Raw genomic sequence first — 11,403 nt, forward strand, 5'->3', positions numbered from 1 at the left:
GTCGTGGTCGGCAAGATCAACGACAACACGAAGTCCGACACCTTCGGCTTCAATGCCCAGACGGAAGAGTACGTCGACCTGCTCCAGGCCGGCATCGTCGATCCGGCGAAGGTCGTGCGCACGGCTCTGCAGAACGCGGCGTCAGTGGCAGGCCTCCTCGTCACGACCGAGGCCATGGTTGCCGACGCTCCGAAGAAGGAGGCCGCTCCGGCCATGCCGGGTGGTATGGGAGGTGGCATGGGGGGCATGGACTTCTAATCCTACTCTCATTATCCCATAGGAAGGGCTCCGGATCACTCCGGGGCCTTTTTCTTTTGCATCTGACCGTGAAACGCAGATCGTTCGGACGGCATCGTCGCGCGAGCAGAGCCGCCCTTCATGGACAGCATCAGCTTCCGCCGGTCTACTCTCTCAACGGATATGCGCGTCGTAATCGCTTTTCGCGCTCGTCCGCTTCGGGCTCGGCTTGTGCGAAGGCTTCGGCGCCATGGTCGTCTCGGATCGGCAGAAATCGACCGCGGCCTCGAGGAAGGCCTGTCGGGCTTGTGAGTGTTGGCTGACCGCCTTGATCCAGGGCTTGTCCGCGACGAGTGTGACCAGCCGCTCAGGCATCAGGCGGCGCTTCTCTTCCTCGGCTGCCACCATCCGTTCGTACGCCTTCAGCAGGTTCGATGGTTTGGCCATGGACACTCCGGACAATGACGGTCGACGGGCTGGACAGTTTTCTGACACGCCTTTCGTAGTTTACCGGAGATCGCTCTAGCGATCGTTAAGTCGCGTCGGCAGCCTCGCGGAGGCAGTCAGCTTGCCGTATGACAAGCTACCGCTGGGCTGCCGGAATCAGTCCCGCCGTCCGAGCATCCAGTCTCCTACCTCATCAAAAGCGTCAAACGCGCGGTTGGTCAGGCGCCGGGGACCGGCGAGCAACCCCTCCTCATGCTCCACAACGTCGGGATAGGGACGGGGGGAAGGCACCTCACGGTATTCGCCAAATGCGTCGATCGGCTCGTCAACCCACCAGTCCCGCTGCGGCACGGTAGGCGACATGTTTGCCGGATGTTTGCCGGTGGTATCGAGCCAACATCGTTCCTTGCTTCGACCGGTCGGCGGTTCTCAGGCAACAGGATATCCTCGACCCGGCTCAGCGCCACAGACTGCGACTGAGGCAGCGCGACCCGGTAGCCGAACTCCCGCGCGACACCCGGCAGGTTCTGGGCCGCTGCTCGGCCGGCCTCCATGCCGTGGCAAGTACTGAAATACAGCGCATGGAAGTTGGTGTTCTGTCGAATCGTCTCACGGCTCTCCTTGATCGCGAATGGCGCGAGATAGAAGGCCATGGTGCGCCCGCCCTTTCCGGCGACGATCGCCGGCTTGGTGCGCGAGCAGTACACGTACCCGTTCTCCTCACTGAGCTCTCGGCGTCCTGCTGAACTCGCATGGAAGGTCTTTACCCGCGTTTGCATCAGCGTGCCCTCCCCTGTCTTGGTCAAAGTAGCGGCCGCCACGACGGCGAACTCGTCGCAACCATCAGGGCGGCAGATCCCGCGGACGAGATCGGATCGATCATAGCTCTTGGCGAGGGCCGGAGCGGAGAGAAGGCATGCGAGGGCAACGATAGGTCTGAGCATCAACGGCCTTACGGGGACGTATGGTTAACAAAGGTTCCCATCGGGTCGCGCACGAATGTGTCGAATTCAGGCCAAGGTTCGGGACAGCTCCCTCCCACCAGCCAGCGACTTGGCATACACCAGGCGACGATGCCAGGGGCACCAGCTTGATCCCTCCTGTGTCTCGCCTCCGCAGAAGATCGCCTCGGACCGCGCGTCGGAGACGATGAAGCGACACTGCCGTGCCCGCAGCTTGAGCAGGGTCGTTCGGGTCCGCGGTGACGGCTCGCTGATCTCGGACATGGCACTAACATCCGATCCATGGACCAGAGCAACACCCAGAGGGTCAGGGAGAGTTCCCTGCCGGCGCAGGCTATCCACAGCCTGATGAAAACCTGAAGCGGTCGTCCTGTGGCAGCTGCGTGCCAATGGTGATGTCGATGATCGCAGCGGACGCTCGGGTTAGGCCGCCAGCGCGACGCGTGCGTCAGTGATCTGGAACAGATAGAACCCGTTGTACCGCACGCCAGCCTGGGCGCCCCGCTCCTCGAAGCCTGCCGGGCTTATGTCCGACGGCCGCAACGCCCGCTCGAACCGCCACTCGGCGGGAACAAGGAACCCGGGAACCGGACGGTCTTCTGGCACTGCGCAGAGAAGGTCGGGCCGCGGCCTGTTCCGAAACAGGTTGTAGCTGCAATCGCGGACGGGAGCTCTGGACAAGGCCAGCGGCTGAATGGATGGCATGGGAACCCCAAAGCCTGGCGCCTGCGAGCGGTGGCTCGTGCGCCGCGTCTGGAGCCTGTCTTACCCCAGACTGGGACAATCCGTCACTGCCCTTACGAGGTATCCAAAGCACGTCAGTCTGCAGGACGCCAAGGGTTGTCCGCCTCCTTGAGGAGCGGAGCCAATCACAATTCCAGGCGGGTGCGAGGCGAAATCATCAGGGCTATTGGCGGTTTGTTAAGACGAAGCCGAGCAGATTGCCGACATACCGCGTTGTGAAACCGCGGTCAGAGATGCACCACCTCAAGAGCAACCCTCAATAGACCGCTTGTCTCGAAGGCTTCCTGGTAGCCGCTGCCGCCAGCGGGCACATTCTTCATCAAAGGTTGAGTTTCATCGCTTGCGAAGGCCACTGGAATGTTATCTCACGAGCGTGTTTGGGCTTCCATTGATTCTCTGGCGTCGCGCAATGGATTGAGCGCATCCGGCTTGGCACGCAGGTCCGGTCTCGATGCAACGAGCTTCAACAAGTCGAAGCGGTTGAGCCCGGAAGGGCGGCAGCGATGGCCGTCCACCGAGTCCATTGCCAAGATCCTCAAAGCCACCGGATCGACCTTGGAAGACTTCCTGCGGCTCGTCGAACCGTCCGGTAACCTCCGACGCTCCCTGATCCCGATGATTGGCATGGACGAGGCCACATCCGCACAGGCGTTCACCGATGACGGCCTGCCCAACAAGGGAGCGAGCTGGGACGAGATCGAATTTCCTGATTTCGGGCACGAGAGGGTCTTTGCTCTCGAGATCACGGGTGACGGTCTCCGGCCGCTCTACCGTGATGGTGATGTTCTCGTCGTCTCGCCGACGGCCAGCACCAGGAGGGGCGACCGTCTTGTCGTGTGCACCAGAGGCGGACGGATCTTCGCGCACGAGCTCAGGCGGCGTCTGGCCACGACCCTGGAAATGACGTCACTGGCCAAAGGCCAGGAGGACGTGATCATCCCAGTCGGGGAAGTGTCCTGGACCGCCCGGATCATGTGGGCGCGCCAATAGCACGCCTCCTCCAGGAATCATGGTCTGTCCGGCAGCATCGACTGCATAGTCGAGATATGCCCATTCACCTTTGACCCGAATGTCCTGTCAACGCGTCAGAAGCCATTTGTCTTGCGTAGACCAAGCCAGACGCGTTTGCCCAATTCGAGCGCACAAGCCTGAAGTTAGGAAAACAGGATATTGGGATCGATCGATACACCGGGACCCGCCAGCATGCACCTGCTGCTGGTCAATCTGGATCGGCAAATCGCACCAGTTTCGTGAGCGCATCGTTCACGGTACTCCGGTCGATTGCGGCTTCTGGTCGAGACTGCCATCGACCGATACCAGGCCATCGTCGGCAGGCGGGTGAGGGACGTTTGGTGCGCAACAGATGGGAGTCGCATGCTGCCATGCGCGCGCTCGAAATCCGTCCGCTCCAGGGCGGATATCACAGGGAAAGCGGCATCAACGACCAGGATCCGTAGAGCTCTCGATTCCTGCACCCATGCCCATGCTTTCCCGAAAGCATCACTCCAACCCTGCGCTTCCAGCCTCCAGGGTGGTAAAGACGATATTCTCCATGAGCGGGATATCTTGCAAGGGATACTTCTGCATTAGGGCGAAGGCCGCAGCCGTCAACGTTTTCGATGGATCCTTCTTCTTCGCCGATCTGAGGATCATCGCGGTCTGCAGAAAACGCCTCGCCCAGATGTCACGCCGACCGTCAAGGAAGGCCCAGATTTTGGTTTCAGCGGTCCGGGCCGAGTGGGAACGTCGCATGATGGTGCGAGTCTCCCCCGTGTCTTCAAACCAACTGTCGATCAGCGGCAACAGCGCATCCAAAGCCTGATCGTCATTGAGCATGAGATCCAATTGCTCCGGTGTGGCAGTCTGGACGTCTCGCTGCGGATCAGCATAGTCCAACAGAGCCTGCAAATCCCTTTCCTGCGGCCGCAGGCCGTTTAAATCGCAGGCTTCCATCACGTCGATAAAGCCTGGCGCGGGCATGGACCCATTGCGCAGCCCGTCCGCCAAGGCCGCCTCCAGCAACAACTCGGCCGTCATCCGGTCGATGCGAAGGCCATTGGCTTCCTCGCGCGTGTACGAAACAATGCTGTTGGCCTCGCGCTTTGAGCGGCAGCGGATGACAAACGCATCCTTGATCCCGTACCCCGTCTTCAGGAGAATCATCGCGACAAATGTTTGCTTGTTCCGCTTTCCGACCATTGCAATGCTTTGGGCCCCGACACCATCGGTGACACTGGCCATGATATCGCCGACGATGGATTCCACCTTGTCGCGACCAGGGGCGCCAAAGAGACCTTTTCGCCGCGCCAGCTGGCCAATGTCATCGACAATGGCCCGAGCGGTGCCGGCGGGCAACCAGCCGCGAATGATGGGGAGATAGAACAGAGTCTCCACCTGTAGGCTGGTGCGCGTGAGCTTCGTATGAAGACCTGCAGCCGCAGCCTGCTGGACCAACGACGGGCCCGACAACAGCCAGTACAAGGCGCAGCTCTCGGAGAGAGGATCGTCCAACGATGCCAGATGATGGACAAGTCCGGCCTGCATCTTCTCCGGCAAGCCGGCCGTCATCTCGTTCAGGCCGTTGAAAAACTCATACGGGCCACCACCTTCAGCTTTGATGTCCGCAGCCAAAATGGCGAGAGCCTGATCGAGGTCGGGTACCGGAACCTCGGCCGGAATTTCCGCCTCGCCAGGATCGATGATCAACAGATCCGGCACCGGCAGGCCGGCACGCCGATACAGAGCAGCGATTTTCATGAGGTCAAGCGGTCCACAGGCCCCGGCGGCCATTTGAGCCGCGATGGCTCTCTCGGCATTGGTCAGGAAGGCCTTGCCGTAGGCGCTATCATTCTCGATCCCCATCCTGGCCTCGTCGAGCAACAACCCGAATATAACGATGGCATCTGGGCGACTGTCGTTGGATTGCACGACATGCGCTATGAGGGTGGTGGCAACAGCGTTACTCGCCAGCAGCTCGTGCTTCATTGCATCAAAATAAATCTGGAACTCGATCGACGACAGGTCATGTCGAAACAGTTCATCCAGGCCTGATTCAGACAAGTCGATCACTCCTGTTTTCCAAAACACGCCTGAACACTTCGTGGAGGGCTGGCGGGTGGAACTCACGTGCCTGAGATTTCTAAGGATTTGGGTGTCGAATCCCCTCCGCGTCATTTCCCCGGCATCAACCACTCTACGCTTCCGGTGCCGAGCCTGTCACTTGTCGGTGGCGGGTCCTGTCTGGTAGACGGTCCGGATGCGGCCCATGCCGGCGTGAACCCCAGAGCGAGCTGCAGCGAGGCCGTTATCCACGACACCCGCTCTGCTTCTGCCGCGCATCAGGCGTGCGACGCACCAACATGATCCGCCACGTTGGCGCCGCGGGTGCCGAGCGGCTTCGGCGCCCCCTCCGTGCTGTCCCGCGCGGTCTGGTGCTCCATCTCGGCATTGAGGTCGGCCTTAAGCAGGACGATCACCACCGACAGCCAGATCCACACCATGAAGCCGACGCCGGCATCGAGCGAACCGTAGGTCTTGTTGTAGCTGTCGAAGTTGGCCACGTACCAGGGAAAACGCTGCAAGCCAGAGTACGGCCGCCGCGGCGCTGCCCCAAGTCACCCAGCGCCACTTCGGATCGCGGCGGCTCGGGCCGTAGCGGTAGATGACCGCGAGCCATACGCCCGCCACCACGAGCAGCAGCGGCCAGCGCAGGATAGCCAGGAGGCGTTCCACCGGGGTGACGAAGCCCATGAAGGTGAGAATGACCGGGGCGACCACGACAGCCCCGATGGCCAGGACAATGAAGCCGATCATGCCGAGGGTGAGCAAGAAGGTGGTCGCGTAGAAGCGCAACAGGCTGCGCTTCTCCTTCTCGCCATAGAGCACGTTGAGCGCATCGAAAAGGGCCGCAACCCCCGAGTTCGCGCTCCAAAGTGCCACCAGGAAGCCGATCATGAAGGCGACGCCGAGCGTATCGTTGTCCTGGGTGATGATCAGGGGGATCTGCTCTCCGAGGCGGACCAGAATCCCGCCTGGCAAAATGCCGGTCAAAAGGGACAGGTGGCCCCGGATCGTGCTCGTGTCGGCAAAGAGCCCGTACAAGGAGACGATCGTGGCAATCGCTGGGAAGACCGCCAGCAGGGCGAAGAAAGCAACCCCGCCCGAGGTGGACAGGATACGGCCTTCCGAGATGCCCCAGAGCACACGCCAGAGAATGTCCTTCCAGCCACGGGCCGGGATTTCGCCAGGGGTGTTGGCCTCGCGTCCCCGGCCGGGCTCCCGGGCATGAGCGAGATCATCCGGCAGCACGCCGGGGGCGGCCTCCTCTGCGAGCTTTGAGCGCCAATCGTCGCCATGTTCGTTCATGAGGCACCGTTGAGATCCCGGAGGATATCGGTCGACAGTCGTGCCGTGTGAAGAGAATGTCTCCAGGTCTGTTTCGCACTCACCCTGAGACTGGGCTTCCGGCTTCTTTGCTCGCACAGAAAGAGGGCCGAGCTGTCCTGTGACCAACGGGTCCGGAATGCGGGTGCCGTCCCTGTTCGCACGAGCTTCCGGACGCAGCGCATCGCGGGCAAAGAAAAGCGCCCGCTTGGGGCGCTTGCAAGGTTTCGATCTAAGGAGGCAAGGAGGACTAGGATCATTGTTATAACGGGTCCGAAAAGCCAAGGTTCCCGCACGATGGGCCAACAATGCTCCAAGCCAAGCCGTATTCCTGCCAAGGTTAACCTTAAGTTAACGGCTTCCCGTAGGGGCAAACTGCGGCCCGGTGGGCCGCGTCTCGATCGACCAAAGGATCAGACGCGGCCTTTCGTCCCTAGCAATAGACGCACGGAGGCTCTCGGGATGGCTGCCACGAGACTATCTTGGGTAGACCAGTTCGCATCACCTGATATGGGTCTCATTCTCGAGATGCTCGACGGGCATCTCCGGCATTGCATGCACGACGGATCCGGCCTGTGCCTCGCGCCGATCGACATCGATTGGTTCAATGCGACACAAGTCGATCAATGACCGCCATAGCCACGAGGTTGGCGACGCGATGCTACAGCACTTTTCATCGATGTGCCGCGCGACGCTGAGCCTTAAGATCATGATCGGCCGCACCCGCGGCGACAAGTTTCTGGTCTTCTTGCCGTTTGTCAGTCCAAAGGCGACGGTGCAAATCCTGGAGCAACTCAGGGCGGACCTTCCGCCGGCCGGAAGCGGTGAGTACGTGCTGACCTCGCCTACACCTTCAGTGCCGGGGTGACTGAGGCCCTGCTCCTGGACGACAGGAATGCCGTTCTGCAGCGCGCCAATCGGGCCTTGTATGCCGCGAAAGCAGACGGTTGCAACCGCACCAGGGTCAGGTAGCCAGTACAGCAATCCCGCTCGTGAACGGGTCGCGCGAATGATCGTGTCGCGGACGCTGTCGACGTCACCAAGCCGCTGGGTGGAGACCAGCGCTCGTTGCGTTGGAGCTGAACTGACAGCAGCGGCCAGACGCTTGGTGAGCCCGCGACCACAGGCCTTCTGCGATGGCTCAACGTCCGGCGAGGAGGCAAACAGATCTGCTTTACCAGCCGCCGCCCATCATAAGTGCCCTCCAGGACATCAAATGGCCCACCCCGGACGAGATTGCGTCCGCGATATCGAGCGAGTTCCCGTCCGTGAAAGCGATTCACGCCGTCTGGCACTCACCAGATTACGCAGAGGTGAAGAAGCATTGCGAGGGCGCTGGCGAACTGGTTGTCTGGGCTGTGCTTGGAGTTCGACGCTCACGGCGCTCCTCCACGCAAAGTCCACCCCGGCCATCATTCTCTTGGCCCAAACAGCGTAGCGATCAGGCCACCACGCGCGGGAACAGACTTCACTTTATCCTGAGGTGGTTCGGAGGAAGCCCTAGTATCGGGTACTTGTTCGACCTCAGTTTCTGCGTGGGTATGGATACTAACCGGAGGCGTCTCGTTGGCCTCTTGCTTCATTTTTTCTGTCGGGGCCATCAAGATTGGATCGAACCCAGGCTCTTGCTCCATGTCGGGTGCGGCAGATAGGATCTCGACTCGCCCGGGAAAGTCGTTCCGGCACTCATAGCGGACAAAGTCTGGGAATCCGCGCGTGATGCGGTGCTCGCGGTCGAAAAGTAGCTCGTGAATGACCTCAACTACAAAGAAGCGCCCTTCCGGTGTTGTTATATCGGTCCGACTGACCACGCCTTCGCAATAGCTTCTCATCGCACCAGGAGGATGGAAGTGCACGCGCACCTCATCCCCCACCGCAATTTCTATCTTACCCATTCACCGATGCTCCACCTTTTTGCTTCGTGTGCTGAGAGGCCCACATCGCAGCCTGCGTGCGGTTGGAAGCCCCGAGCTTGCGCAGGATCGCTTTGACATGAACCTTGATGGTGGCTTCAGTGATGCCGAACTTGCGCGCGATGGCCTTGTTGGGTTCCCCTTTCATCAAGCAGTCCAGGATTTCTATCTCCCGTGCCGAGAGCTTGCGGGCCATCGGTTCCGACACCTTTGACCCATCTATTCTGTCGCCCTGAACCGGCTGATGACCGGCTTCGGGAGTCCAATTCATAATTGAGCGCAGGACTCTACAGGGCAGAACACTCTCACCGAGCATGACCAGTTCAAGAGACTTACGGAGAACCTCTGGGGCCTTGTTTGCTAAACAGAAGCCATTGACGCCAGCGTCGTTCCCCAAACGCACCAGTCTGAGGTCGAATTGATCTGCGACAGCAACGATCCGAGCCTCCGGTGATAACTCTCGCACCTGCTTGACGATCTCAAGCAGCCGACCGGTGTTCTGGTCGGCTTCGACGATGACCAAAGCAGGCACCGAAGAAAAATATTGGAACCGTCTCGGACCTACGGCAGAAACCGCGTCAGTGAGGGCAAACTGTGTCCCCTGGAGGATGTGCAGGAGTTTGGAACGCAGCAGGAGGCTGTCGGCAATCAGAGCCGTTGGAATTATCGGGGTGAGAATTCCGGATGTCGATGCCGTGTCAGACGAGCAATCATGTTCAAGTTGAAAGGTTTGTGCAGACATCCACGCTCCCTTGTCAGCTTCGTCAGTCGAGAGCAAGTAAACGACCTTTGGGAACGTTGTCTGTCATATTCCCGACAGAACTGAGCTCTCAGATAGCTCTACACTAAACTTGCTATCATGTTGCTGCAGTTGAGCTTGCCAGTAATACGGCTCGAAAGACTGGCTGATGGGGTGGAAACACGAGTGCTGCGGGATACTCAAGTTCCGGGTCACTCATAGCAGATGAGCCGCGAAGGTTAAAAACATGCTTTTCAGAAGGCATCGACCAATTTCGCGACGCGCCAAGCGATGACTGAGGCGGCTGGCTGCCGACGTTTGGTGATCTGTTAGAGACCGCAGTGGTCCAATCTGGTACAAGCAGGGTGCGTCGAACCAAATGACTGAATTTGTAGGACACCGCATATTCCGGGACGGAGATCAGATGCCAGTTCACGCGACCGGCATCGTGCAACAACCTTCGAGTATCTTGTTCATGCAGAGCGCGAATTGACGCGGGACCTCCTCTGCACCGATTTTCTTCGCTAACCTGCTGAGGAGGTCACCGAAAGGTTGCGAGGGCATGCGTAAGTTTGGGGTCTTTGCCGCCTTCACTTTGAGTTGGATCACTACATCATGCGCTGAAAGGTTGATGCATCCAGCTGCTATACCCCCACCTACGCCGCCGAAAGCTATATCCAAGCCAAGGCTCCCGAACGTGGCGGCGAAGCGTCAGGCTCTGCTTCTGCAGAAACCCCTACAGCCAACGCAAGCCCCAATTTCACGCGAACGGACTGGGGTTATCGCGCTTCCGCCACGCTCGGAACCTCCTGAACCCAGCTTCCCGGTCGCAGACCGCATACCGCCGCCTCCAGACCCTGCAGAACCGATCTTCCCCTCAATACTGCCAGCCATCGGATTATCACCGCGGGAGCCATCCGCGATTGCCGTGCCCGAAGTACCCCCAGAGGCCGCAATGCCAGCACCCTCCGATCCTGCCAAGCCGAGTTTCCCGGTAGCCACATTAATGCCTCCACTTCCGGAACCGACGGAGCCCTCCCTGCTCCCATCTTTGCAAGAGTCGCTTGCCGCTGGAAATCCAATCGCAATTCCGTTTCCAGACCCTCTGTCGTATCTTTCGCTGCGCCCACGTTTTGATTGGGTAGATACCGTTGGTGCAATCGAACTTCCGCAAAGCCCATTAATTAGAGCTCCTGACGCGGGTTCGGAGCAACGAATCCCAAGCCTGATTCAAAGCCCCTGGCCACTGAATTTGGATGGCAACTAAGCGAGCGAACACGCTTCAGTCGGTCGATGTTGTGGGGAGCGGGCAAAGCGGTTCAACGGGATGTCGTAAACTTGGCCATAAGTCAGCAGATCGCTTGTCTGGATGCTTGGCACCTCAATGTGCTTGGCAACTCTGATTGTCGCAACGCACGGGGTTTTGATTGTCGCGCAACAGGTTGGAGGGATCTCTCCGCTGACGCCCCGGCTGAGGGTTTTAAGACAGCACCCTTGGCCAGGGCGCTTCAACATGCACCTAGCCTGTCGGTTGAAGGACAGGACAGCACAGGGATTGGCCGGCAGGAGAGAGCGCCGTGGCCCGTTATTATTTCGATGTCCAGAACGGGAAGCCGCCCCTACGTGATGACGAGGGCGCCGAGTTCAACAGCTTGGAGGCCGCGGTTCAGGCGGCAGCCCGCTCAGTGGCTGGAAATCGGCACAAGCCGGCTGGCAAGAGGCGATTTCAGTGATGTTGTGATTGAGGTGCGGGACGATCAGAACCAGCGTGTCGCCACCGTGACCGCCTCGATGAAGATCGATCGACACAATCCCTGTCATGAGGGACCACATTCCTGGAGTGTGTGAGCCCGAGCGATGAACCCTCTCATACCCGGAATCGGCAAGGGTCAAGTGACCCTGGGCAGCTTGGCCGTATTGGCAACCAACCATCGGCCAGTTCCGTTGTCTTCCACGTGTGACGCTCGGAGATTTCCGA

Annotated in this window: 11 protein-coding genes and 2 pseudogenes; 5 read left to right on the top strand and 8 right to left on the bottom strand. The window is 59.8% G+C overall.

Annotation, left to right across the window (positions count from 1 at the left end; genetic code table 11):
• On the top strand, positions 1-258 hold a 258-nt coding region (locus JKL46_RS33035; RefSeq protein ID WP_281400200.1), incomplete at its 5' end, for a TCP-1/cpn60 chaperonin family protein.
• Between the two features lie 153 nt (positions 259-411).
• Here JKL46_RS33035 and JKL46_RS33040 read toward each other — a convergent pair.
• From JKL46_RS33040 to JKL46_RS33055, 4 genes are all read right to left on the bottom strand, one after another.
• Positions 412-684: a hypothetical protein gene (locus JKL46_RS33040; protein ID WP_201842554.1), complete on the bottom strand. Its 273-nt coding sequence runs from the start codon at positions 682-684 to the stop codon at positions 412-414.
• Between the two features lie 218 nt (positions 685-902).
• Complete coding sequence (locus JKL46_RS33045) at positions 903-1,628, bottom strand: hypothetical protein (protein WP_201842556.1); 726 nt, start codon at positions 1,626-1,628, stop codon at positions 903-905.
• Between the two features lie 66 nt (positions 1,629-1,694).
• A complete protein-coding gene (locus JKL46_RS37100; RefSeq protein WP_425493344.1) occupies positions 1,695-1,988 on the bottom strand; it encodes a GcrA family cell cycle regulator in 294 nt (97 codons plus the stop codon).
• 81 nt (positions 1,989-2,069) lie between these two features.
• Complete coding sequence (locus JKL46_RS33055) at positions 2,070-2,351, bottom strand: hypothetical protein (protein WP_201842560.1); 282 nt, start codon at positions 2,349-2,351, stop codon at positions 2,070-2,072.
• Positions 2,352-2,747: 396 nt separating this feature from the next.
• On the opposite strand from JKL46_RS33055, the gene JKL46_RS33060 reads away from it, so the two are divergent.
• Positions 2,748-3,380: a S24 family peptidase gene (locus JKL46_RS33060; protein ID WP_201842562.1), complete on the top strand. Its 633-nt coding sequence runs from the start codon at positions 2,748-2,750 to the stop codon at positions 3,378-3,380.
• A 510-nt stretch (positions 3,381-3,890) separates the two neighbouring features.
• Here JKL46_RS33060 and JKL46_RS33065 read toward each other — a convergent pair.
• Positions 3,891-5,459 (bottom strand): hypothetical protein, encoded by a 1,569-nt coding sequence (locus JKL46_RS33065; protein ID WP_201842564.1) that lies wholly within the window; start codon positions 5,457-5,459, stop codon positions 3,891-3,893.
• A 269-nt stretch (positions 5,460-5,728) separates the two neighbouring features.
• Positions 5,729-6,755, bottom strand: a pseudogene (locus JKL46_RS33070) (YihY/virulence factor BrkB family protein).
• Positions 6,756-7,380: 625 nt separating this feature from the next.
• On the opposite strand from JKL46_RS33070, the gene JKL46_RS33075 reads away from it, so the two are divergent.
• On the top strand, positions 7,381-7,641 hold the full coding sequence (locus JKL46_RS33075; RefSeq protein ID WP_201842572.1) for a diguanylate cyclase domain-containing protein: 261 nt from the start codon (positions 7,381-7,383) through the stop codon (positions 7,639-7,641).
• Between the two features lie 268 nt (positions 7,642-7,909).
• Positions 7,910-8,128 (top strand): annotated as a pseudogene (locus JKL46_RS37105) (DUF1330 domain-containing protein); the annotation flags it as partial.
• A gap of 57 nt (positions 8,129-8,185) precedes the next feature.
• On the opposite strand, the gene JKL46_RS36085 reads toward JKL46_RS37105, so the two are convergent.
• Together JKL46_RS36085 and JKL46_RS33085 are read right to left on the bottom strand one after the other, a co-directional pair.
• The gene (locus JKL46_RS36085) at positions 8,186-8,668 is read right to left on the bottom strand and encodes a hypothetical protein (protein ID WP_246529703.1); all 483 of its coding nucleotides are present in this window, start codon (positions 8,666-8,668) and stop codon (positions 8,186-8,188) included.
• Positions 8,661-9,428, bottom strand: a complete 768-nt coding sequence (locus JKL46_RS33085; RefSeq protein ID WP_201842577.1) for a LuxR C-terminal-related transcriptional regulator — start codon at positions 9,426-9,428, stop codon at positions 8,661-8,663. The genes JKL46_RS36085 and JKL46_RS33085 overlap by 8 nt, the downstream gene beginning before the upstream one ends.
• A 1,574-nt stretch (positions 9,429-11,002) precedes the next feature.
• Here JKL46_RS33085 and JKL46_RS37110 point away from each other — a divergent pair.
• The gene (locus JKL46_RS37110) at positions 11,003-11,158 is read left to right on the top strand and encodes a DUF6894 family protein (protein WP_425493345.1); all 156 of its coding nucleotides are present in this window, start codon (positions 11,003-11,005) and stop codon (positions 11,156-11,158) included.
• Positions 11,159-11,403: the final 245 nt, after the last annotated feature.

The organism is Microvirga zambiensis WSM3693 (assembly GCF_016735695.1).
GTDB classification, from domain to species: domain Bacteria; phylum Pseudomonadota; class Alphaproteobacteria; order Rhizobiales; family Beijerinckiaceae; genus Microvirga; species Microvirga zambiensis.

Excerpts from the sequence above, each read along its gene's own strand:
- JKL46_RS33085 (WP_201842577.1), bottom strand. The coding sequence starts at position 9,428 with ATGTCTGCACAAACCTTTCAACTTGAACATGATTGCTCGTCTGACACG.
- JKL46_RS33055 (WP_201842560.1), bottom strand. The coding sequence starts at position 2,351 with ATGCCATCCATTCAGCCGCTGGCCTTGTCCAGAGCTCCCGTCCGCGAT.
- JKL46_RS33060 (WP_201842562.1), top strand. The coding sequence starts at position 2,748 with ATGTTATCTCACGAGCGTGTTTGGGCTTCCATTGATTCTCTGGCGTCG.
- JKL46_RS36085 (WP_246529703.1), bottom strand. The coding sequence starts at position 8,668 with ATGGGTAAGATAGAAATTGCGGTGGGGGATGAGGTGCGCGTGCACTTC.
- JKL46_RS33045 (WP_201842556.1), bottom strand. The coding sequence starts at position 1,628 with ATGCTCAGACCTATCGTTGCCCTCGCATGCCTTCTCTCCGCTCCGGCC.
- JKL46_RS33075 (WP_201842572.1), top strand. The coding sequence starts at position 7,381 with ATGCGACACAAGTCGATCAATGACCGCCATAGCCACGAGGTTGGCGAC.
- JKL46_RS33040 (WP_201842554.1), bottom strand. The coding sequence starts at position 684 with ATGGCCAAACCATCGAACCTGCTGAAGGCGTACGAACGGATGGTGGCA.